Here is a 22,432-nt window from a genome sequence, read left to right on the forward strand (position 1 = left end):
TCTCGTGTGTCGGCGCGTGCCCTCCATCCTTTCACCCCCGTGGCGTCCAGAGTGAAAAAGGCCAGACTCCAGACCCGTCTCTCCCTGCGGCTCTTGGCCGTGCTGCTGGGCATCGGCCTGGTGTTCGGCCTGTCGCTCAACCACTACCTGCGCGTGCTGCTGGAGACCGAGGTCTCGGACAAGGCCAGCATCGTGCTCTCCAACGTGGTGGCCATCCAGTCCTACGTGCGCGAGACGCTGCGCCCCACCATGTACGGCGTGCTGCCGCCGGATTCCTTCGTGATCGAGGCCATGTCCACCTCCTACGTGACCCGCAAGGTCATGTCGGACTACAACGCCGCCAAGGAGTCCTTCATCTACCGCCGCGTGGCCCTGGACCCCCGCAACCCCGAATACGGGGCCGACGAGCGCGAGAGCGAGCTCATCGCCCACTTCCGCGACAACCCGCAGGAAACCCAGATAAGCCGCTACTACAGGAAGAACGGCGAGGAGTTCTTCATCATGGCCCGGCCCGTGGCCTTCGACGACTCCTGCCTCTCCTGCCACGGCAAGCCCGAGGACGCCCCGCGCGTGCTCCTGGAACGCTACGGGTCCGAAAGGGGCTTCGGCCGCGTGGACGGCGAGATCGCCGGGCTGGACAGCATCACCATGCCCGTGGAGGCCGAGGCCGGGGCCATCAACCGGGCCATCGTGAACTTCATCCTCTTTTTCGCCTGCGGCACCATGCTCATCATGGGCCTGAACCACTTCTTCTTCGACAGGATGATGGTGGTGAACATCGGCAGGCTGGCGGCGGCCATGCGCTCCAGGTTCCCGGCCGAGGCGGGGCAAGCTTTGGACCGCCCCAAGCCCGACGGACGCGAAGAGATCGAGGGCATGGTGGAGGACATGGAGCGCTTCGCCGACCACCTGCGCGACGCCCGCGAACAGCTGCGCGACTACGCCGCCAACCTGGAGGCCAAGGTGGACGAACGCACCGCCGAGGCCCGCCAGGAGGCCCAGGCCCGCCAGGCCGACGTCAAACTGTTCCTCTACGTGCTGGAGCTCTTCGCCAAAGGCGAGGACCGCAACGCCCTGCTGGACAAGGCCCTGGCGGCCGCCGCGAACCGTTTCGGCGCCGAGGCGGCGGGGTTCGTCTGCTTCTACTCCATGAACGCCCGCGTCTGGCCGTCGGACTGCTCCATGCCCGCGCTGGAGGCCTCCATGCGCACGCCCCTGCTGGACGGCGACGGCGTGTTCGGCGGCCGCGAGGCAATGGTGCCGGTGCAGTCCGCCAGCGCGGTTCGCGGCGCGCTGTGCCTGCGCTTCGGCGCCGAGGCCCAGTTGCCCCCGCAGGAGCGGGAGGTGCTCGGGGCCATGGGCAGGCAGCTGGGCATGGCCCTGGAGAACCTGGAGGCCATGGAGAGCCTGCTCAGGCGCAAGGCCGTGCTGGAATCCATCTTCGAGGGCATCGCGGACCCGCTGTTCCTGCTCGGCCCCACGGGCGAGGTGCTGCACGCCAACGAGAGCGCCCTGAAGCTCCTGGAGGAGTGCCGCTCGCAGCAGGCCGAGGAGTCCCTGGGCCTGCCCGCCCTGGCAGCGCAGGTCTCGGCGGCCATTGACGCCGGGGAGGGCGGCGAGCCCTCCACCGAGCGGGAGGCCGTGCTGCCCGGCGGGCGCTCCCTGCGCCTGCGGGCCTACCCGGTGAGCGGGCTGGCCGGGAGCGGCCGGGCCATCGTCTACGCCCGCGACAACACCGTGGAGAAGACCATGCTGGCCAAGCTGCAGCAGAGCGAGAAGGCCACGGCCGTGGGCATGCTGGCCGCGGGCCTGGCCCACGAGATCAACAACCCCCTGGGCGTGATCCTGTGCTACGCGCGCATCCTCTGGGACGACGGCAAGAGCCCCCACGCCCCGGACCTGGACATCATCATCCGCCACACCCTCCAGGCCCGCAAGGTGCTGGAGGACTTGCTGCGCTTCGCCAGGCCCAAGCCCGAATCCCTGGAGGACGTCAACCTGGCCGACACCGTGGAGTTCCTGGCCCGCGTGTTCCGGGGCAAGGCCAGCCGGGCCAACCTCTCCATCGTCACGGACCTGCCGCCGGACCTGCCCCCGGTGCGGGCCAACAGCTCCTCCCTGGAGCAGATACTCACCAACCTGATGCTCAACGCCATGGACGCCCTGGAGGACCAGGGCCAGGAGGCGCCGGGGCTCATCCAGGTGAGCGCGCGCACCGGGCCGGACGGCTCCGAGGTGCTGCTCACCGTGCGCGACAACGGGCCGGGCATCCCGCCGGAATACGCGGGCCGAATCTTCGACCCATTCTTCACCACCAAGAGCGTGGGCAAGGGCACCGGCCTGGGCCTCTGCGTGGTCTACGGCCTCGTGCGGGACCTGGGCGGGCACATCGAGGTGCGCAGCGAGGGCGGGGCGGTGTTCACCGTGGGCCTGCCCGTATCCAAGGATATCGCCGATGCATGAGACCATCTCCAGCGACGCCATCCTCGTGGTGGACGACGAGAGCCACTTCGCCAAAGGCGTGGCCCGCCTGATCCAGAAGGGCTTCCCGGAACACCCCGTGCTGGTGCGCACCAGCGCCGAGGAGGCCCTGGAAACCCTGCAGGAGCGCCCCTGCGCCCTGCTGCTCACCGACGTGCGCATGCCCGGCCAGGACGGCTTCGCCCTGCTGGAGCGCGCCCTGTCCCAGGAGCCCGCCCTGACCGTGGTGATGCTCTCGGGCTACGGCAGCGTGGAGGTGGCGGTGAAGGCCCTCAAGAGCGGGGCCTACGACTTCCTGACCAAGCCCGTGGACCAGGACGTGCTCTTCCGCGCCGTGGCCAAGGCCCTGGACCGCGCCGCCCTGGCCCGCGAGAACAGGCGGCTCAAGGCCGCCGTGGACGCCGGCCCCGCCGGCCAGCGCCTCATCGGCGAAAGCCCGGCCATGCGGCAGCTTCGCGAGGAGATCGAGGCCGTGGCCTCCAACGACTACACGGTGCTCATCCTGGGCGAGTCCGGCTCCGGCAAGGAGCTGGTGGCCCGCACCATCCACCGCCTGAGCAGGCGGGGCCGGGCCGGGCTGGTCAGCCTCAACTGCACGGCCGTGCCAGAGCAGATCATCGAGAGCGAGCTCTTCGGGCACGTGCGCGGGGCCTTCACCGGCGCGGTCAAGGCCCGGCAGGGGCTGTTCACCGCCGCCGACGGCTCGAGCCTGCTGCTCGACGAGATCGGGGACATGCCGCTCACCGTGCAGCCCAAGCTACTGCGCGCCCTGCAGGAGCGCGAGGTGCGCCCCGTGGGCGGCAGCGAGAACATCCGGGTGGACGTGCGCATCCTGGCCTCAACCAACCTGAACCTGGAGGCGCGCATGGCCTCCGGCGAGTTCCGGGAAGACCTCTACTACCGCCTCAACGTGCTCACCGTGCGGGTGCCCTCGCTTCGTGAACGACCCAAGGACGTGGGCCTCTTGGCCATGCACTTCCTGGGGCGCACCTGCACCGAGCTGGACACCGGGGAGAAAGAGTTCACCCCCGGCGCGCTGGACTTCCTGGGGTCGCGCCACTGGCCGGGCAACGTGCGGGAGCTCTTGAACTTCGTGAGGCGGGCTGCGGTTTTTTCGTCGGGTCCGGTGATAACCGAGACGCAGGTGCGGCTCCTGGACGCCCAGGTGCGCGCCCCGGGCTCCGGCTGCGGCGTGGCGACGGGGCTCACGCCCTACGTGGAAGCCAAGGAGAGGGTGGTGGACGACTTCACCCGGGCCTACGTGCTGAGGCTCATGGAGCGCACCAAGGGCAACGTGTCCCAGGCTGCGCGGCTCTCCGGGCTGGAGAGGGTCTCGGTGCAGAAGATTCTCAAGCGCCTTGGAATCGACCCGGCCGGGTTCAGGCCGCCGGGGGAGCCGGCGGAGTAAGTGGGCGCTCCGCGAGAATCACGTTTTGGACGGAAAGAGGAGCCTAAATGTGTGTCCGGGGTTGGCCAAGGAACGAAACCAACGTTCTCGCCAGGAACATTTCATCCTTGGTCTGACACTCCCAAATCACAAGAACTCGCCAACCTTGCGCTGCAAGCGAAGCGATGTTTTTCGCATCCCGGTCTTGATTACGGGCAAGCTTGGAGTTCCAATATTCGGTGTTAGACTTCGGAGGCCGGGCGTCCTTGCAAACTGGATTGGGGTGCTGGTGCCAGAAGCAGCCGTGAACAAAGATCACAGTGTGGCGGCCAGGAAACACCAGGTCGGGCTTGCCCGGAAGGTCTTTGCGGTGAAGCCGGAAACGATAGCCCAGCCGGTGAACCAACTTGCGGACAATCATCTCCGGCTTCATGTTTTTGCTGTGGATGGCGCGCATGTTGGCACTTCGCGCCTCCATGCTAATCTTGTCAGTCATGGTGGGCTAAATTATCAAATCCAGCGGCAAATCAGCAATATCTCGCAAGCGCTTGCCGTCGATCATCGTTTGTAGCATCTCTCGAGAGTCATCAAGTTCCAAAGTCGTTACAGCGTGAATCAACTCAGGCAACGCAAAGTGATAGACACAATCGATATCACCTGTTCCTAGAGCTATTGACGCAATGCGGCTGGGGAGTGGCTCTCCCGTGACAACAGCGATGTGAGGCAGACGGCCTTTTCTGTTGCGTACTAGATTCAATCCCTCTGACCTAGCATTTTGCGAGCGATCACTGCGAAGAGTCCATTTGCATGAGATGTTGGCATGCAGCAATGGAAGGGTGTTGTTTATTTTTCGTATGCTGGTGAGGTTGGCAATGTGTTCATCAACAAGAGACTCTCGACTGTTAACAATGGTATCGTCTTCTGGGTATCTGGCAATAACGACATCTGGTTTTATAAGATAATCATTTCCCAACGCGGCTGCCAGTTGGGCATTCGCTCTGGCTGCGACTGCAAGAGCAGCCAGATGTTCATACTGTTCAAATTGAGAAATCCCAAGAATGCTCTTTCCGAAGCCCTTGCTGACCGTCCAAGTCCCAGGTCTTAAGTGATTCAGCCGTGAAAATGTAGACTCAACAAAATCAGCGCAAAGCTGTTCAAATATATTGCCTGCTACTTGGCCTTTGAGTTTTGTTCTGCATTGCAATGGGCCGATCTGTTTGCCTAGAATCTGAGCAATTTTTACACTAGCCGGGTTCTTTGAGTCGGCATTAGATGGCACTCCGTCCGAGTCTACAAAAAGAACCTGCTCCGCTAGATGTGAATGAAAATTCTTCCTCGCGTTGATGAAAAGTATGTCTGCGCTCATTAAGCAAACTTCCTTTCGAAGTTTTCTCTCGAGTAGCGATTTCGCGAAGCCATAAGGCATACTTTTATTTGAGCCGCTACAGCGCAAGCCACAGGAGGAGGGAATGCATTCCCCACCTGCCGGTAGGCGGGCGTTTTCTTCCCGGAAAAAGCCCACTCGTCTGGAAACCCTTGGAGGCGGGCAACCATAGGGACGGTAAGGCGCGGCATCCCCACAAAATCACTGGCGGGAGGCTCATTGCCTATAACATGACCGTCAACGCCAAGGGCCGCCCAAGCCTTTTTTGCGCGGGTGGGGCCAAGGTCCGGGCCGCCATGCTTTTTTGATCCACCAACGATAGTTGGGGCAATATCATTAGCGCGGTTGCGCCAAGCTCCTGCACCACGCCAACCGCGTGAAGCCATGAGATCATACAAGGTCTCGCCGACCGTGTAGGGATTGCGTTTGTGCGGGACTGGCCACTCAAAATTATGCGCTAACTCTTCGCGTATGGCGACAAACACAACTCTGGGCCGCAGTTGGGGAACACCGTAATCAGAAGCGTTCAAAAGCCGCCAGTCAGTTTTGTATCCGAGCTTTGCAATCTTACTTGAAACGTAGATCCGATAATCTTCAAAAATTGCATCGAGAATGCCGCGCACATTCTCAATCATGACCGCTCGCGGGCGAATTTGGTCAATCAACCGGAGCGCCGCAGGAAACATATTGCGTTCATCAGCCTGACCAAGTTGCTTGCCGGCTTTCGAGAAGGGGGGGCAGGGCAGACCACCAGCGAGAAGATCAATCCCTTTGAAGGGGGCTCCGTCAAAGGTCTCTAAATCTTGTTCGAAGACCTGCCAGTGGGGCCGGTTAAAGCGCAAAGTCTCGCAACAGCGAGAGTCTATTTCCACAAGGCCCTGGTGTTCGAAGCCTGCCTGTTCAATGCCTAGGGCCTGGCCGCCGCCGCCAGCACACAACTCTAGGGATGTAAACCCCGTGCTCATCTGTCCCCCGATGCTTAGAAGATTCGCCGGTTAATAAATAGATCAAGGGGTGATGGCAACTACTCCATCAAACCCTTGCAAAATGGTGCTGTCCAGGCTTGGGAGTAGAAGATGTCCGAGCTTACAGTCTGACCAGCAGCGCGCCCAGCAGGGTCAAGAGCACGTTGGCCAGGGTGTAGGTGCCCGCGTAGCCCAGCGAGGGCAGCGTGCTGCGCGCCGCCTGGGTGACCACCTTGAGCCCCGGCGTGGAGGTCATGGCCCCGGCCATGGCTCCGAAGAGCAGGGCGTAGTTCATGCGCAGCACGAGCCGCCCGAAGGCCACCCCGCCGAACAGGCTCACCGCCGCGATGGCCGCGCCGCTTATCAGCAGCTCCGGCCCCATGGTCAAGAGGGCCTCCAGCACGCCCTGGCCCGCCTTGAGGCCCACGCAGGCCATGAAGAACATAAGCCCGAGCTCCGAGATGATCCACCTGGCTGCCGGGGGCACCCGCCCGAACGTGGGCGAGATCGAGCGCGAATAGCCGAAGATCAGGCCCATCACCAGAAGCCCCCCGGCCTGCCCCAGCCCCACAGTCACGTCGCCCATCTTGAACTTCACCGCCCCCAGGCCCAGGCCCAGGGCCACGCCGATCACGAAGGCGATCAGGTCCGTCTCGATGACGGTGCGCTCCACGAAGCCCAGGGCCTTGACCACCGCGTCCAGGCGGTGGCGCAGCCCGGCTACGGTGAGCAGGTCGCCCTTTTCCAGCACGATCTCGGGCCTGGGCGCGATGGGGATGTGCGAGCGCACCAGGCGCGTGGGCGTGCAGCCCTGGCGGGGGATCACCGTGAGCTCGCCCAGGCTGCGCCCGGCGGCGTCGTCGTTGGCGATGATGATGTCCACGGTGTCGATGGAGTCGGAGAGCAGATCCAGGTCGATGACCTCGGGGCCGATGCGCTCGGCCATGAGGGGCACTCGGTCCACCGGCACGGAGAGGGCCACCACGTCGCCCTCGGCCAGGGCCATGCCCGGCTCGGGCTGGAACACCGCGCCCTCGCGCTTCACGGCCTGGAGCACGCAGTGCCCGCCCCGGCAGAGCTCGGAGCTCTCGAAGGAGTGCCCGGCCACCTCGGCGCGGCGCACCTCGAAGGCGCGCAGCTGCGGCGGGGGTGAGGCCTGCTCCTGGGAGTCGAGCGTGTCCTCGCGGTAGCGCCGCTCGCGAGAGAGGGACATGGCCTCCTGGGCCAGATCCACCCGCAGGAGCATGGGCGCGTAGCGCATCAGGCCCAGCACGCTGAACAGGCCCACCAGGTAGGCCAGGGGGTAGGCCGAGCCCATGCGCACCAGGGCCGGGCCGGAGTTGGGGTCGGCCTGGCGCAGGGCCTCCTGCGCGGCGGCCAGCGTGGGGGAGCTGGTGAGCGTTCCCGCCATCAGGCCCGCAGCCGTGGGCGCGGAGAAGCCGAACACGTGCCCCAGGGCGTAGGCCGTGCCGGCGGCCAGCAGGCCCACGGTCACGGTGAGGGCCATGTAACGCGGCCCGTCGGCCAGGAAGATGTTGAAGAAGCGCGGCCCGGCTGTGATGCCGATGGAGTAGATGAACAGGATGAAGCCGATCTCCTGGACCATGGGCGGGGCCTGGAAGCCGTGGTGCCCGAAGACCATGCCCGCCACCATGACCCCCACCGGGGCCGAGAGCTGGATGTGCCACAGCGATATCCGGCTCAGGCCGTAGCCGCAGGCCAGCACGGCGAAGAAGAGCAGCATGGGCTGCTCCTGGAGGAGCGCGGCGAGGTCGATGATCATGATGCTCTCCTGCGGGCGGGCGCGTCAGGCCTGCCGGGCGGCCTTGTCCTGCGCGCCGATGGTCTGTTCCTGGGCATGCGCGCCCGCCGGGTCCAGGCGCTGGGCCAGGCGTTGCACGGCGTCCAGGTAGCCGTCGGCGTATTCCAGGTAGAAGGCCAGGCCCTTGGAGAAGTTCTTGCCCAACAGCCCGTCCAGGAACAACTGGCTGATCTCCCGCTTGCACAGCAGCACATAGTGGGAGGAGATGAATATCCTCCTGGTCTGCGGGTCAAGCTCCCTCAGGGTTCGGGCCAAGGCCCCGCGCGCCCGGGGCTGGTACATCCAGAAATACAGGAAGTCCAAGGAGTTGACGATGATGGCATTGGCCAGCTCGGGCTGGTCCCGGATGAGCTCCTCCACGAAGCGCTTGGGGTCTGCCAGCAGCTGGAGCACGTCCCGCCGGGGGTAGAGCACCTCCAGGCGTTCATGCACCGCCATCACCTGGCGCAGCTTGGAGGAGTAGTCGCGCAGGCGCTGGAGCATGTTGTTGCCCCGGTCGGCCAGGCCCTCGATCACGGCGGCCACGCTGTCCGAGGCCAGCTTGGAGATCACCGCCGCCCACTGCTGCAGGATGGCCGCCACGGCCGGCTCCCCGGCCAGGGTCAGCAGCCAGCCCACCGTGGCGCTGAAGAGCATGGCCAGGGGGATGGAGAGGACGCTTCGCAGCAGGTTCCAGAACGCGGCCGAGCGGGGCAGGCCCCTGAACAGGTTGTGCGTGCAGATGTAGCTGCCGTTGACGAAGGCCATGATGGCGTAGACCGCCGTGGGGTTGGTGCCCACGGTGATGCCGAAGGTGTCCTCCAGAAGGAGCGTCTTCACGAAGAAGTCCAGCAGCGGCACTGAGAAGCCGGTGTAGAACAGGGAGTCGGAGAGCCTGCTCCAGCTCACGTAGTCGTTCCATTTGAGCAGGGGCGTGCGCGAAAGCCCGCCGCCCCCCAGCACGGACTGGATCACGTTGCGCACCCCGGTGATGCCGAACCAGATCAGGGCTCCGAAATACTTGAGCAGCCACCAGTCCTTCGTGAACAGGAAGGCCAGGAACGCGGGGATGAAGCCGCAGAGCACCTTGAGCACGTTCTTGAGGCTGTTGTTCAGGTAGGCCGGGCCGGGCATCCCGCGCCGGGCGGACTCCCGCCGGGGGGTGAGGCTCAGGTTGTTGCCGCAGTCCTTCTTGGTGCCGCCCAGGATGGAGATGTTGCTTTCGCCCCGCTCCACGGGGTGGAAGTCGCGGTAGCGGAACTCCCGCTGCGCCATGTAGCCCAGGAAGCGCAGGGACTCGCGCCTGCGGGCCAGGGCGTAGAGCGCGTTCAGCCAGGGGTGCGAGCTTTCGCGCGGCGCGAACACCAGGTGCGGCTCAATGGTCATGCCCACGGTCATGACCCGGCCCGTGGAGTGCTTGCCGCGGCGCAGTTCGGCCTGGGCCGAGGGGGGCAATGTCTGGTCCGCCACCAGGCCCATGCCGAAGCCCCGGCAGGACTGCCCGGTGGAGTCCGTGCCGATGGAGGTGCGCAGGGGCCTCCTGCGGTAGTTGGAGTGGAAGGCCGAGACGGTCTCCAGGATGCGCCAGAGGTTCGCGGCCGTGGCGGCGGCTTCGGGCGAGCCCTCGGCCTCCAGGGCGCCGAGCCTGGCCATGATCCAGTGCTTGAGCGCGACGGCGCTGGGGCTGTTGATGACCTGGAACAGGTTGGCGATGCCCGGGGCGTCCTCCACGAGGCCCAGGGTCACGTTCTTGAGGTTCACCACCTCCAGGTGGGTGATGCGCCCGCCGCAATCCGCCAGGATCTCCAGCACGGAGTCGGGGCTCAGGCCGCAGAGGTTCAGGATGAAGCGGTTGCCCACGCGCAGCGCCCCCACGGCGTCCAGCAGGCTCACGGGCGTGTGCAGGGGGCAGTATATGGCCGGGTGTTCGCACTCGCCGTTCTCGTGGCGCAGGGGGGAGACGAGCTGCTCCAGGTAGTCGTCCGTGACGGCTTCGGCGTCCAGGACGTTCATCTCCTCCACGAGGGACTCGATGTGGCGCTTCTCCTCGGCGTCGGCCGAGGCGTACTCGGCCTGAAGCTCCTCCACGCGCCTGCGCAGGTGCGGCAGCAGGGCGGAGTGCGCGTACTTGCCTAGGTGGTCCAGCGAGGGCTGGCCCGCACCCACGGAGGCGAAGAACCCTTCCACGTCCAGGGGCTGCATGGCGAGGCCGAAATAGGCGTTGAAGTCCGGCAGGACCGACTCGTTGAACTCGCGCAGCACGCCCAGCAGCTGCTCCTGCTGCAGGAGCGAGAGCTGCCGCCCCTGCTGCATGAAGGCCTCGATGTCGGGCTCGCGCAGGAAGTCGACGAACTCGCCCGGCCCCGCGAAGCCGCGCGGCACCCAGATGATCTTGGCCTGGCGGGAGCCGTGCCGGGTGTTGAACTCGATGCCCACGCGCACGGTGATGCCCATGACCTCGGCTGCGGCCAGCAGCTCCTCGGCCACGTCGGGCTGCACGAAGTTGTAGTAGATCACCGTGAGGTGCCGGATGCCCTTGATCCAGGCGTCCATGATGAGGTGCGTGGCGGACTTGCGGCCCTTGGTGTTGGCGTCGTGGACGTGGTTGTCGAAGCAGAGCTGCACCCAGTCCTCGGGCATGAGCAGCAGGTGGTAGCGCTTGAGCAGCCGGGCGATGATGCGGGCCTTGCCCGTGGCGGCCATGCGGAAGTCGTGGGCCAGTTCGAGCTGGCGCTGGGGGTCGCGCTCGCGCACCAGCTCCTTCATGACCTGCATGAGCACGCGGGCGGTGTTGCGGCGCAGGTAGGTCACGGAGGCGTTCATCACCTCGTCGTGCAGGGCGCGCAGGGCCACGATGCGGTCGTGCGCCTTGCCGATCTCCAGCGAGCCCAGCAGGTTGGCCGCGGCGTAGGCCATGCGCAAGGCCTGGGAGGCCGCCAGCTCCTTGATGCCCCGTGGGTGCAGGTAGTGGGTGAGCAGGTGCTTGAAGCCGGAGTAGGCCTCGCGGCCCAGCACGTCGGCCACGATGCCCAGCAGGGCATAGTCTTTCTTGTCGAAGAGGAGCCGGCCGCCGATGCGGCTCATGTTTGAGTCCATGCGTTCCTTTCCGGCCGACTGTTGGGGCTAACGTGCCGATATCGCGTTCAATCAACGCAAGCGGCCCGCTTGTCAAGCGGAGGCGGGCGCAAGAGGCGGCCCTTGGGCTTGCCTTGGCGGGCCGTTCCCCCGACATGGGAAATTAATGCGAACGACTTCCAAATGTTACGAATGGGGCGGGAGCGAGGCCCAGCGCGGCCCGGAGTGGTTCGGCTCCGGGTATTCGAAGCCTGGCTCACGATGGAAGTGTTTGCCTGCGTATGCTGCTTCAGGCATAGGGGAGACGGAATCCGAACGGCCCGTCCCGGAAAGCGGCGCCGACTACATCGCCTGGAGGAAACGGCATGAGCGAAAAGGAATGCACATTCTACCGCACGCTGTACGAAGTGGCCAAGGTCATCAACTCCAGCCTGGAGCCGGCCACGGTGCTCGCGGGCATCGTGGAGCAGACCGCCAAGGCCCTGGAGGCCAAGGCCTGCACCATCCGCCTGCTGGACCGCAAGGGCCTGACCCTGCTGGCCAGCGCTGCCTGGGGCCTCTCGGCGGGCTACCTGCGCAAGGGGCCCATCGAGGTGGCCAAGAGCGGCCTCGACCAGGAGGTCCTGGCGGGCAGGCCCGTCCAGGTCAAGGACGTGCGCAGCGACACCCGCTTCCAGTACCCGGAGGCCGCCCGCAAGGAGGACATCGCCTCCGTGCTGGTGCTGCCGCTCACCGTGGGGGCCAAGCCCATCGGCGTGATGCGCGTCTATTCCAACACAGTGCGCGACTTCACCCCCGTCGAGGTGGATTTCGCCTCGGCCATCGCCAACCTGAGCGCCATCGCCATCGAGAACGCCAGGCTGCACCAGGCCCTCAAGACCGACTACGAGCTCCTGGCCGAAACCACCTACGCCATCCACGACCTGTAAGGGGGCCGACCATGAAGAAAGTCCGCATCGCCATCAACGGCTTCGGCCGCATCGGCCGCCAGGTGCTCAAGGCCGTGCTGGAGCGACACAGGAACACCATGGAGATCGTGGCCATCAACGACCTCTTCGACGTGGCCACCAACACCCACCTGCTCTGCTACGACACCAACTACGGCCGCCTGAGCGTGGACGCCTCCGTGGTGGACGGCAACATGGTGGTGGGTGACTGGAAGATCCGCAACTACGCCGAGCGCGACCCCAAGCAGCTGCCCTGGGGCGACCTGGACATCGACGTGGTGGTGGAGTCCACCGGCATCTTCCGCACCGGCCCCCAGGCCCAGGTGCACCGCGACTGCGGGGCCAGGAAGGTCATCATCACCTCCCCGGCCAAGCAGGAGGACATCACCATCGTGCTGGGCGTCAACGAGCACGCCTACGACCCTGCCAAGCACCACATCATCTCCAACGCCTCCTGCACCACCAACTGCCTGGCCCCCGTGGCCCAGGTGGTGCACGAGAGCTTCGGCATCGTCCGGGGCATGATGACCACCGTGCACTCCTACACCAACGACCAGCGCATCCTGGACCTGCCCCACAAGGACCTGCGCCGCGCCCGCGCCGCCGCCCTGAACATCATCCCCACCTCCACGGGGGCGGCCCAGGCCGTGGCCCTGGTCATCCCGGAGCTCAAGGGCAAGTTCAGCGGCTTCAGCCTGCGCGTGCCCACGCCCACCGTCTCCGTGGTGGACTTCGTGGTGGACCTGGAGCGCGAGACCACCACCGAGGAGCTGCGCGCCAGGCTCAAGGAGGCCGCCACCGGCCGCCTGAGCGGCATCCTGGACTACAGCGAGAAGCCCCTGGTCTCCTCCGACTTCAAGGGCGACCCCCACTCCAGCATCGTGGACGCCGAGTACACCACGGTGCAGAACGGCACCCTGGCCAAGATCATCTCCTGGTACGACAACGAGTGGGGCTACTCCTGCCGCGTGGCCGACCTGATCGACTACATGGCCAAGGCCGGGCTCTAAGCCTCTCCCGCAGCGAGCTCACCGCCCCGGCGGCATCGGCCGCCCCTCCAAGACGGAGGGGCGGCCTTCTTTTTGCGGCGCCCCCCATGTCCAGGCAGGGGATGGGTCGTTTTGACCCAACAGTCACGAAGATGTGTCGGATGGGAACATTTTTAAAATCATGCTGATATCATTGGACTAATGGCCAAACTGCCTCCAGTGCTGGCCCGCTGTCGGGCCCTGCCCCCTCGCCCCGGTGGCGCAGGGCGGACCCGGATTGAGAAGCTATGCGTACCGCCTTGATTCAATATGTTGAAATGACGTCCATAATTAATTGGTCCGATAGTTGCTCTTTAGAATGCACCGCTGGAGTTGGGCAAAGCATGGTGCGTCCAGAGGCCAGGGCGTGCGCAGGCATGACTCTTATATCTAACGGTTCTTTGGCGGTAACGAGTGACAATCGAAAATGACTATTATCTCGTGACTGACAGTTTGCACGGAAGGATGCGCCACGCTGTTGTGGGCGTCCTGAAGAAATCAAACCAAAAGGAGTGCGCGTATGGACGTTCCAAGCATGTCACGCCCGCAATGGACTGATCTCGTAACGGGGAAGAAAACCTATCAGCTCAAGTTTCTTGCGGCGAAAATCCTGCTGGGCAGACTCGTGCATTCAGTAAAAGAGAATCCGACTCCCGCAAACATCAAGTCATGCATCGAGCAGGTGTACAACGTCTACGCCAAGAACGCCGGTTCTCCGTCCGTGCAGGAAGATTTAACCACCATTTTTGGATAGGGGGCAGCCATGATACAAGACATCATGACCGTGGCGGAGACCGCGAAGCTCATCGAGGCGGGGAACGTGCTGCTCCTGGCGGGCGACGAGGCCGTGCTGCGCCAGCTCCCCAAAGGCAACTGGATCGGCGGGACCATCCCGTACTTCATCTCCCACGCCGAGGGCGGGCTGGCCACGCGCGACCGCATCTTCGTCACGGACGTCACCGGCGTGGCGCAGAGCGTCGAGATCGTGGAGCGCGACGCCAACGGCTTGGCCAAGGTCTACGCCGAGGGGCCGCAGGAAGGCTTCAGCGTGGTCATCATCCCGGCCTTGAGCAAGGCCCACCTGTCCTTCGCGCTCAACGCCCCCAACTACAAGGATTTCGGCGTGCGCCCGCTCATCGGCTGGATCTCGGGCGTGCACCTGGACGATCTGGGCAAGGTGACGCCCAAGGTCTTCAACGGCGTGACCGGCAACGCGCTGGAGGAGGGGGCCGTGGTGCTCCAGGCCACCCTCAAACCCGGCAAGGTGGCCGAGGTGGGCATCGTCAACCTGTTCGAGCAGGGCGGGGGCGACATCCTGACCTTCCCGGCGGACGGGTTCTCGGCCAAGGAAGTGCTGGTCAACGGCGAGAAGCGCAACTTCGCGGCCTACATCGTGAAGAACAAGCTGGATACCAGGCTGCCCCTGGTGGCGGACTATTACGGAGCCCTGGTGAACATCAGCTTCCAGGGCATCGACGAGGTGGAGGGCGAGGTGAAGTTCTACGCCCCCGTGTTCACCGGCATCCGCTACAAGCACGCCAAGCCCGTGGCCGACTACGGCGAGGCCTTCAAGGCCTGCCTGGAGAACAAGTGCCAGCTCTCCGAGGACAGGGTGGTGTTCTCCTGCAACTGCATCCTGAACTACCTCTACTCTGGTCTGGAGGGCAAGAAGACGGACCCCTTCGTGGGCCCCATCACCTTCGGCGAGATCGCCTACCAGTTGCTCAACCAGACCCTGGTCTACCTCGAGGTGCACGACGTCTGATCCGTGCGCGCACGGAGCAAGCGCTCGGAGGGTCCGGCCCGCCAGGGGGCCGGGCCCGCTCGGGCGGGAATCTGCCGGGAAGGGCGGGGTGTGGTGGCCCCGCCCCGGCGTCTGAGACGAGACGCCGGGGCGGCCAATGCCCTCCGGAAACGAAACGGGGCGGCATTGCGCCGCCCCGTCTTGTTTTTTTGGGGAGTGTTCCCGGCCGCCGGGCCGGTCAGGGAGCCGCGCTAGGCTTCCGCCGGGGAGTCGGAGGTCTCGCCTGTCGTCAGCTCGTGCATGAGTTCGGCCACGGAGACGATCTTGTTTACGCGCCAGGCGTTGGCCCCGCAGAAGGCGAAGCCCGCCCTAAAGTTGCCGCGCTGGGCGCTGATGAGCGCCAGGCTGATGCAGTAGGGCGCCTGTTCGACCCCGCATGAGGCCATGCACTTGCAATAACAGGAGATGGGCGCGGTGTGCCCCTCGCTGACGTTGCGCAGGAAGGGGCTGACGATGGCCCGGCCGGGCAGGCCCAGGGGGCTGTCGATGATCTGTATGTCGTCCTGGGTAGAGTCCACGTAGGCCCGCTTGAAGCGCAGGTCCGCGTCGCACTCGTGAGTGGCCACGAAGCGGGTGCCGAGCTGCACGCCCGAGGCCCCGATGGCCAGCATGTCCAGGATGTCCTGGTGGGTGTAGATGCCGCCCGCGGCGATCACGGGCACGTCGCGCCCGTGGGTCTCCTTGAGCTTCTTGGCGACCTCCACCACGTCCTTCACCAGCACCTCAAGGCGCGATTCGGGGGCGTCCAGAGCGCTTCGCTTGAAGCCCAGGTGGCCGCCCGCCAGGGGGCCCTCCACCACGAAGGCGTCGGGCACGCGGTTGTAACGCGTGATCCACATGCGGGCCAGGAGCTCGGCCGCGCGCCCTGAGGAGACCACCGGGATCAGCTTGGTCTTCTGCCCCGGCTTCACCAGCCCGGGCAGGGTGCGGGGCAGGCCGCCGCCGGAGATGATGAGGTCCACGCCCTCGTCCATGGCGCAGGAGGCCATGGCCTCGAAGTCCGTGAGGGATGCCAGGATGTTCACGCCGATGACGCCGGTCGTGAGCTCGCGGGCGCGGCGTATCTCGCGGCGCAGGGCCCGAAGGTTCGCTTCGGTGTGGTTGGTGCGGACGTCGGGCTCCTTGAAGCCGATCATGGCCGCGGAAATGACCCCCACGCCGCCCTCGGCCGCAACGGCTGCGGCGAGGCCCGACAAGGAAATGCCTACCCCCATGCCTCCCTGGATGATGGGCACGGGGATGTGGAGATCGTCAATGTAAAAACCGGGAAGGCTCATATGCGGTCCTGTCAGAGACACTGCCGGAGGCAGGATCGAGCGAGCGCCTAGCGCCGATGGTTAGGAGTTTCTTTCAAAGTGAACCCGAGTCGGGATATGTCAAGAAACGGTTTTTGTCATGCGCTATTAGGGCCTCTTGGCCGCCCGGAAGACGGATTAGGCTGAAATATTTCGTGAAGCGGGCTGTTTCCGGGCGGGCGGGCAGGGTGTGCCGCCCGGCTGACGGAAACTGGTGCGGTATCTGTCGCGGGGGCGACATGTCGGGGTGGCGACAATTTCTTGTGCGTGATTCCGGGCGGTTGGGCCCTGGATAGCATACTGTGGCGGTATGAATTTATGCTGCGGGACGCGATGAAGCTGGACGAAACCGCCGCGTTTGATTAAGGCTTTTCGAAAGACGCACGCCGTCCGTTCATTCCGGCCGGACCCATGTCGCCTGCGGCAGCTCTCACAATTCCGACAGCCGCGCGACATACCCAACCCCGGCAGCGCAGGCGCACGCAAGGAGCTCACCTTGCCGCCGCGCAGCCGACCGGCCGACCCAGAATGTCCGCCCGGCGTCCGTCATATCGGCCGGAAACCAACCCAAGTGGCTCCGGACGTAATAATAAACGCGCTCTGAACGCTGCCGCACGCAGCAGGACGGACTCGCGGGCATTGCAATGATTACTGGCTGTGTACGCCCATTGCGGCGTTTATACATAGCGGAGGGACCGCTCTCCCACTCCGCCCACCCGATTCAAGAGCCGAAGCATCCGCCTTCGGACTCGGGTGCGGCCTTTTTTTTGCCCGCCGTTCGCCCAGTGCGAAGGGACATGTATGGGAAGCCGCCTCAGATCTTCCGGCAGGAACCTGCTGGAAATCATATACAAGGAAGAAAACAAGGTCATTCTGGACGCCCTGCACGAACGCAGCTACCGCAAAAGGCACCTGCTGTTCATGCCATACCACAAGGAAGACCTCGTATGCATCGTTAAAACAGGAAAACTGAGAATGTACATGGGCCTGGAGGGCAAGGAGCTCTCCCTGTCCATGCTCGGCCCCGGCGATATATTCAGCACACACTCCCGCGCGTATGTAGAGGCGCTGGAGGATACCACCATACTGGCGTGTCCGGTCTTCAAATTCTTCAAGGCCGCCATGGAACGCCAGGAATTCATGCTTCCCCTGCTCATGTCCCTGGGTGACATCCTCACCGGGGCCCTGAGCATCATCGAACGTCTCTACTTCCACGACATCGACAAGCGCGTCGCGGCCTTCTTCTACGAAGAGGCCCTGTTGCGCGGTGAAAACAGCACGGACGGCATGCGCCTGCACGTCGGCCTCACTGTGGACAACATCGCCAAGATCGTCGGCTCATCCCGCCAGACGGTCTCCTCCCTCATATCCGCCATGGAAAAGAACGGCATCATGAAGAAGCTTGCCCGTGGCGAATACCTCATCACGGACATGGAAGAACTGCGGCTCACCGCGCTGCCCTGCGCAGAGTGAGAAAAGATTCACAATCGTCGGCTGGACGACAGAAATAGACCCCCCTCTCGGATAGGGACGAGCAAAAGGAGGATGACATGCAACTTGCCACTTCCCTCGGACTACTCGTCGGGGCCGCGCTGCTGGTTGGCAGCGAGGTCAAGGCGTTACGGTCCTTGGGCGAACCAAAACGACTCATGGCCTTCTCGGCGCTGGCCCAGACAGGCTATGTGCTTATAGGCTTGAGTCTTGGCTCGTTCAACGGACTTACAGGTGCGTTTCTTCATATAGGCTACCAGGCCCTCATCCGCGCCCTCTGGTACACGTCGCTCAGGCGGCTGGCCGTTGGCGCTGGCGGCTGGAACCTGGAAACCCTGCGCGGCGCCGGACAGGGGCGCGAGACCCTCTCCGTGATGATGGGCTTCGCCATGTTCTGCGCCCTGGGCATCTCGCCCGTAACCGCCCCCGCGGGCAAACCCCTGGTGCTCTTCGCGGCCGTGGACGGCGGGCACATGCTCACCGCCCTGGCCATGGCCTTCTCCAGCGCCATCGCCGCCGTGTACACCGTGCGCCTCTTCCAGGCCGTCTGCCTGGAGAAGGCCGGCCCCAAGGCCGAAGGCGCCGCCAAGGCCGACCCGGTCAGCTGGGCGCTCATGGCCGCCTCGGTGCTGGCCTGCCTGTTCCCCCACGGGCTGATCCACATGGCGGCCTCCAGCGCCGCGGGCATCCTGGGCCTGGCCGACATCCCGGCCGTGGCCGAATTGGAAGGCTCCTGGCCCCTGCAGGTGCTGGTGCCCTACCTGGGCGGCTTCGCTGTCTACGCCGTGGGCCGCCTGATGCCCGCCTGGCGCTCCGCCCTGGTGCTGGCCGTCGCGGCCGCCACCGTGGCGGCCGCCTGGTTCACCCCGGGCCTGGCTCCGCTGCAGAACATGTTCACCACGCTCTACGCGCTGGTGGGCGGCGTCATCATCGTCTACTCCCTGGGCTACGTGGGCGAGAAGCCCGGCTCCGACCGTTACTTCCTGTTCCTGTTCATGATGGTGGGCACGCTGGTGGGCCTGGCTTCGGCCAAGGACGCCGGCGGGTTCTACGTCTCCTGGGAACTGATGACCTTCAGCTCCTACATGCTGGTGGTGCACAAACGCTCCGAAGAGGCCCTCAAGGCTGGCGCGCGCTACTTCATCATGTGCGTCAGCGGCGCCTACGCCATGCAGGTGGGCCTGATGGCCCTGGTCTCCGCCGCGCCCCACGGCGCGCTCATGGACGCCGCGCAGGCCGCGCAGGCCATGGGCCCCGCCGCTGTCGCGGGCGTCGCGCTGCTGCTCCTGGGCGGCTTCGCGGTCAAGGCGGGCCTTTTCCCCCTGCACTCCTGGCTGCCGGTTGCCCACCCTGTCGCTCCTTCCTCCATCTCCGCGCCCCTCTCCGGCCTTCTGACCAAGGCGGGCGTTTTCGGCATGGCCCTGGTGCTGCCGATGCTCTTCCAGGGCTCCCTGGCGGGCACCTCGGCCTACGGCCTGCCCTTCCTGCTGACCCTGCTGGCCGCCTGCACCTTCGTGCTGGGCGAGGTCATGGCCCTGATCCAGTCCGACATCAAACGGATGCTGGCCTACTCCACCCTGGCCCAGATCGGCGAGATCGCCCTGGTGCTCTCCCTGGGCACCTGGGCCGCCACCACGGGCGCGCTGGGCCACGTGGTGAACCACGCCGTGATGAAGGACCTCCTCTTCCTCGCCGCCGGCGGCCTCATCATGCGCGCCGGAACCCAGCGCATCGACGCCCTGGCGGGCATCGGCCGGGCCATGCCCTTCACCGGGGCCTGCATGGCCCTGGGCCTGGTGGCCATCATGGGCCTGCCCCCGTTCAACGGCTTCTACAGCAAGTTCCTGATGCTGCACGCGGCCCTGGAGGCCGGCAGCGCCTGGATCGCCGTGCTGGTCCTGGCGGGCAGCCTGGTCGGCTGCGTGTACTACGGCCGCCTGATAAAGGTGCTGTTCTTCACCCCCTACAAGGGCGCCCATGTGCTCGAGACCCCCATGACCATGCGCCTGGGCGTGGGCGCGCTGGCCGCCGTCACCGTGCTGGGCGGCCTCTTCCCCCATACCTGGCTCTCCCTGGTCACCCCCGCGGCCGACGCCCTGTTCCCCGGAGCCCACGCCGCGCTGCCCGACCTGACCGTCACCTGGGCGCTGCCCGTGATCCTGCCCCTGCTGGGCGCGGTGGCCGCCATCGTGCTGCGCGCCGACATGAAGCGCGCGGGCCTGGCCGCCACGGCGAGCCTGGTGCTGGCCGCTATCGTGCTGCTGGCCCAGTCCGGCGGCTGGGGCAGCCTGCAGTTCGCCTTCGCGCTGCTGGTGCTGCTCACCGGCGCGTGCAACATGTACTACTCCACCGGCTACATGAGCCACAGCCACACGCAGTGGCGCTTCTACGCCGTGTTCCTGACCATGATCGCGGGCCTGGTGGGCATGGGCACCGCCACCGGCTTCCTGGCCTTCTTCTGCTTCTGGGAGATCATGAGCTCCTGGCCGCTGTTCCTGGCCATCATCCACGAGGAGAGCCCCGCCGCGCTCAAGGAAGGCACCAAGTACTTCCTGTTCAACGTGGCCGGAGCCTCCTTCCTGTTCCTGGGCGTGCTGCTGGTCGGCCGGGCCGCCGGCGGCTACGGCTTCGAGCAGGTTGCCCTGGCGCTGAAGACCCTGCCCCCCGCCGCCTGGATGACCGGCGTGTGCCTGATCGGCCTGGGCATGCTGATGAAGGCGGCCATGCTGCCCATCCGCATCGACTGGCAGATGCACCCGCCCACCGCGCCCACCCCTGTTTCCGGCTACATCTCCTCCATGCTGCTGAAGAGCGCTCCCTTCGGACTGCTCTTCCTGCGCTGGGGCCTGGCCGGAGGCGTGAACGTGGACGGCGCGGCCGCCCTGGACACCGCCATGTACGTGGGCGCGTGGATCGGCGGCATCACCATCATCTACGCGGCCATTCAGGCCCTCTTGCAGACCGGCATCAAGGAGATGCTCATCTACTCCACGGTCAGCCAGCTGGGTTACATCGTGATGGCCATCTGCCTCGGCACGCCGCTCGGCGTCACCGGCGGCATGCTGCACTTCTTCAACCACATGCTCTTCAAGAACCTGGCGTTCCTCTGCGCCGGCGCGCTGATGTTCGCCACGCACGCCCACAGCCTGGAGGAGCTCGGCGGCATCGGGCGCAAAATGCCCATGACGCTGATGTGCTTCGCGGTGGCGCTGTTCTCGGTGGCCGGCATGCCCCCGTTCAACGGCTTCAGCTCCAAGCTGACCATCTACTACGCGCTCATCGATCAGGGCGAGATGACTCTGGCCATCATCGCCATTCTCTCGAGTGTCATCACCTTGGCCTACTTCCTCAAGTTCATGCATTCGGCCTTCTTCGGTCAGCTCTCGCCCAAGGCCGCGCATGCACACGAAGTGGGGCTGGCGATGCGAGCTCCCATAATGGTGCTTGCCGGGCTGTGCATCCTCACGGGTGTGTTCCCCGGCATCGCCCTGATCCCCATCGCTTCCATTCAGCAGAGCCTCGGAATCGCGCCCCTGGACGTCGGCCTCTCCGGCATCCTCTCCGGCCCCGGCGCCTCCGACATGACCCTGCTGAGCTTCATGATCGTCCTGTCCGGCGGTTCGGTGTGGATGATCGCCCGGTACGCCACGCGCACCGTGCGCCGCACCGCCATCCACCTCTGCGGCGAGACCAGCGTGACGACCCAGCAGACCAACGTTGCGGCGTCCAACCTGTACGCCGCGCCCCTTGAGCTCTTGGCGCGCATGAGTCGGGGTTACTTCACTCCCAAGCGCGTTGGAGGAGGCCATGACTAGTTTCTTCGAAGCAACATTCGCCATGCTCATCTTCCCGGGCGGCCTGTTCGCGCTGGCCGCCGGGCTGATGCTCAAGGGCGTCGACCGTAAGGCCGTGGCGCGCCTGCAGCGCCGGGTCGGCCCGCCGCTGTACCAGCCCGCGCTGGACGTGCTCAAGCTGACCGTCAAGGAAACCCTCATCCCCCACACCGCCAACGAGCTGGCCTTCAAGCTGGCCCCGGTGCTGGGCCTCTCGGGCGTGCTGCTCACCGCGGCGGTCATGCCCATCGGCGGCGTCTGGAACGGCGTCACCGGCATGAAGGACCTGCTGGTGCTTCTGTACCTGCTGCCCCTGCCGGCCATGGCCCTGATGATCGCGGGTTCGGCCTCCAGCTCGCCCTACGGCGCGCTGGGCTTCTCCCGCGAGATGGTGGTGATGTTCGCCTACGAGATGCCGCTGATCGCCTCCTTCCTGGCGGTGGCGGTGCGCGTGGGCGGCACGGGCGGCAGCATGTTCGCCCTGGACAGCATCATCAACTACCAGATGGCCCACGGCCCCATGATCTTCGACCCGATCATGCTGCCCGCCTTCATCGCCATGCTCCTCTTCATCCCCGGAACCATGGGCGCGGGCCTGTTCGACATCCCCGAGGCCGAGCCCGAGGTTATCGAAGGGCCGCTGCTGGAATACTCCGGCCCGCTGCTGGCCATGTTCCAGCTGATGAGCGCCGTGAAGCTGGTCGTGGTGGTGGAACTGGTCGTCGCGCTGTTCATGCCCAACGGGCTGGGCGGCAACGTGCTGGTGAACCTGGTGTGGCACCTGTTCAAGTGCCTGGCGCTGATGCTGGTGGCCGTGACCGTGTTCCGGGCCTCCACCGGCCGCCTGCGCCTGGAGCAGGGCTTCACCTTCTTCGTGAAATACACCTCGCCCCTGGCGCTCGCGAGCCTGGGTCTGGCCTACATGCTGCGCTAGACGAGAG

Annotated in this window: 15 protein-coding genes; 9 read left to right on the plus strand and 6 right to left on the minus strand. The window is 65.3% G+C overall.

All coding sequences use genetic code 11. The features are described 5' to 3' along the window. Positions 1–51: 51 nt before the first annotated feature. Both MLE27_RS03060 and MLE27_RS03065 read left to right on the plus strand, forming a co-directional pair. Positions 52–2,463, plus strand: coding sequence for a c-type heme family protein (locus tag MLE27_RS03060; RefSeq protein WP_243310416.1), 2,412 nt, complete (start codon positions 52–54; stop codon positions 2,461–2,463). Then, the gene (locus MLE27_RS03065; RefSeq protein WP_243310417.1) at positions 2,456–3,889 is read left to right on the plus strand and encodes a sigma-54-dependent transcriptional regulator; all 1,434 of its coding nucleotides are present in this window, start codon (positions 2,456–2,458) and stop codon (positions 3,887–3,889) included. Before MLE27_RS03060 ends, MLE27_RS03065 begins: the two co-directional genes overlap by 8 nt. A 43-nt stretch (positions 3,890–3,932) precedes the next feature. Here MLE27_RS03065 and MLE27_RS03070 read toward each other — a convergent pair whose 3' ends face one another. The 5 genes from MLE27_RS03070 to MLE27_RS03090 all read right to left on the minus strand — a co-directional run bounded on the left by MLE27_RS03070 (position 3,933) and on the right by MLE27_RS03090 (position 11,114). Further along, positions 3,933–4,364, minus strand: coding sequence for a very short patch repair endonuclease (locus MLE27_RS03070; protein ID WP_279355663.1), 432 nt, complete (start codon positions 4,362–4,364; stop codon positions 3,933–3,935). Between the two features lie 6 nt (positions 4,365–4,370). Beyond that, the gene (locus MLE27_RS03075; protein ID WP_243310419.1) at positions 4,371–5,234 is read right to left on the minus strand and encodes an NgoMIV family type II restriction endonuclease; all 864 of its coding nucleotides are present in this window, start codon (positions 5,232–5,234) and stop codon (positions 4,371–4,373) included. Beyond that, positions 5,234–6,217: a DNA cytosine methyltransferase gene (locus MLE27_RS03080; protein ID WP_243310420.1), complete on the minus strand. Its 984-nt coding sequence runs from the start codon at positions 6,215–6,217 to the stop codon at positions 5,234–5,236. The genes MLE27_RS03075 and MLE27_RS03080 overlap by 1 nt, the downstream gene beginning before the upstream one ends. A 121-nt stretch (positions 6,218–6,338) precedes the next feature. Then, complete coding sequence (locus MLE27_RS03085; protein ID WP_243310421.1) at positions 6,339–8,000, minus strand: aspartate:alanine exchanger family transporter; 1,662 nt, start codon at positions 7,998–8,000, stop codon at positions 6,339–6,341. A 24-nt stretch (positions 8,001–8,024) separates the two neighbouring features. Next, positions 8,025–11,114, minus strand: a complete 3,090-nt coding sequence (locus tag MLE27_RS03090; protein ID WP_243310422.1) for a hypothetical protein — start codon at positions 11,112–11,114, stop codon at positions 8,025–8,027. A gap of 344 nt (positions 11,115–11,458) precedes the next feature. Between MLE27_RS03090 and MLE27_RS03095 the strand changes: the two genes are divergently transcribed. From MLE27_RS03095 to MLE27_RS03110, 4 genes are all read left to right on the plus strand, one after another. Continuing rightward, positions 11,459–12,022: a GAF domain-containing protein gene (locus MLE27_RS03095; protein WP_243310423.1), complete on the plus strand. Its 564-nt coding sequence runs from the start codon at positions 11,459–11,461 to the stop codon at positions 12,020–12,022. Positions 12,023–12,033: 11 nt separating this feature from the next. Continuing rightward, a complete protein-coding gene (gene gap / locus MLE27_RS03100) occupies positions 12,034–13,050 on the plus strand; it encodes a type I glyceraldehyde-3-phosphate dehydrogenase (protein WP_243310424.1) in 1,017 nt (338 codons plus the stop codon). Positions 13,051–13,588: 538 nt separating this feature from the next. Continuing rightward, entirely contained in the window at positions 13,589–13,822 is a 234-nt protein-coding gene (locus MLE27_RS03105; protein WP_243310425.1) for a hypothetical protein, read from the plus strand. A 9-nt stretch (positions 13,823–13,831) separates the two neighbouring features. Next, entirely contained in the window at positions 13,832–14,833 is a 1,002-nt protein-coding gene (locus MLE27_RS03110) for a DUF6976 family protein (RefSeq protein ID WP_243310426.1), read from the plus strand. Positions 14,834–15,063: 230 nt separating this feature from the next. Here the strand turns inward: MLE27_RS03110 and MLE27_RS03115 are convergent, their stop codons facing one another. After that, on the minus strand, positions 15,064–16,149 hold the full coding sequence (locus MLE27_RS03115; protein WP_243310427.1) for an NAD(P)H-dependent flavin oxidoreductase: 1,086 nt from the start codon (positions 16,147–16,149) through the stop codon (positions 15,064–15,066). Positions 16,150–16,968: 819 nt separating this feature from the next. On the opposite strand from MLE27_RS03115, the gene MLE27_RS03120 reads away from it, so the two are divergent. The 3 genes from MLE27_RS03120 (at position 16,969) to MLE27_RS03130 (ending at position 22,425) form a co-directional block, all read left to right on the plus strand. Next, positions 16,969–17,640, plus strand: coding sequence for a Crp/Fnr family transcriptional regulator (locus MLE27_RS03120; protein ID WP_243310428.1), 672 nt, complete (start codon positions 16,969–16,971; stop codon positions 17,638–17,640). A 77-nt stretch (positions 17,641–17,717) separates the two neighbouring features. After that, positions 17,718–21,473, plus strand: a complete 3,756-nt coding sequence (locus MLE27_RS03125; protein WP_243310429.1) for a proton-conducting transporter transmembrane domain-containing protein — start codon at positions 17,718–17,720, stop codon at positions 21,471–21,473. Beyond that, positions 21,466–22,425: a respiratory chain complex I subunit 1 family protein gene (locus MLE27_RS03130; protein WP_243310430.1), complete on the plus strand. Its 960-nt coding sequence runs from the start codon at positions 21,466–21,468 to the stop codon at positions 22,423–22,425. Before MLE27_RS03125 ends, MLE27_RS03130 begins: the two co-directional genes overlap by 8 nt. Positions 22,426–22,432: the final 7 nt, after the last annotated feature.

The organism is Fundidesulfovibrio agrisoli (genome assembly GCF_022808715.1).
GTDB classification, from domain to species: Bacteria; Desulfobacterota; Desulfovibrionia; order Desulfovibrionales; family Desulfovibrionaceae; genus Fundidesulfovibrio; species Fundidesulfovibrio agrisoli.

Bases quoted from the DNA above. Each gene is read 5' to 3' on its own strand.
- MLE27_RS03065 (WP_243310417.1), top strand. From the start codon at position 2,456: ATGCATGAGACCATCTCCAGCGACGCCATCCTCGTGGTGGACGACGAG.
- MLE27_RS03070 (WP_279355663.1), bottom strand. From the start codon at position 4,364: ATGACTGACAAGATTAGCATGGAGGCGCGAAGTGCCAACATGCGCGCC.
- MLE27_RS03075 (WP_243310419.1), bottom strand. From the start codon at position 5,234: ATGAGCGCAGACATACTTTTCATCAACGCGAGGAAGAATTTTCATTCA.
- MLE27_RS03080 (WP_243310420.1), bottom strand. From the start codon at position 6,217: ATGAGCACGGGGTTTACATCCCTAGAGTTGTGTGCTGGCGGCGGCGGC.
- MLE27_RS03085 (WP_243310421.1), bottom strand. From the start codon at position 8,000: ATGATCATCGACCTCGCCGCGCTCCTCCAGGAGCAGCCCATGCTGCTC.
- MLE27_RS03090 (WP_243310422.1), bottom strand. From the start codon at position 11,114: ATGGACTCAAACATGAGCCGCATCGGCGGCCGGCTCCTCTTCGACAAG.
- MLE27_RS03095 (WP_243310423.1), top strand. From the start codon at position 11,459: ATGAGCGAAAAGGAATGCACATTCTACCGCACGCTGTACGAAGTGGCC.
- gap (WP_243310424.1), top strand. From the start codon at position 12,034: ATGAAGAAAGTCCGCATCGCCATCAACGGCTTCGGCCGCATCGGCCGC.
- MLE27_RS03105 (WP_243310425.1), top strand. From the start codon at position 13,589: ATGGACGTTCCAAGCATGTCACGCCCGCAATGGACTGATCTCGTAACG.
- MLE27_RS03110 (WP_243310426.1), top strand. From the start codon at position 13,832: ATGATACAAGACATCATGACCGTGGCGGAGACCGCGAAGCTCATCGAG.
- MLE27_RS03115 (WP_243310427.1), bottom strand. From the start codon at position 16,149: ATGAGCCTTCCCGGTTTTTACATTGACGATCTCCACATCCCCGTGCCC.
- MLE27_RS03120 (WP_243310428.1), top strand. From the start codon at position 16,969: ATGGGAAGCCGCCTCAGATCTTCCGGCAGGAACCTGCTGGAAATCATA.
- MLE27_RS03125 (WP_243310429.1), top strand. From the start codon at position 17,718: ATGCAACTTGCCACTTCCCTCGGACTACTCGTCGGGGCCGCGCTGCTG.
- MLE27_RS03130 (WP_243310430.1), top strand. From the start codon at position 21,466: ATGACTAGTTTCTTCGAAGCAACATTCGCCATGCTCATCTTCCCGGGC.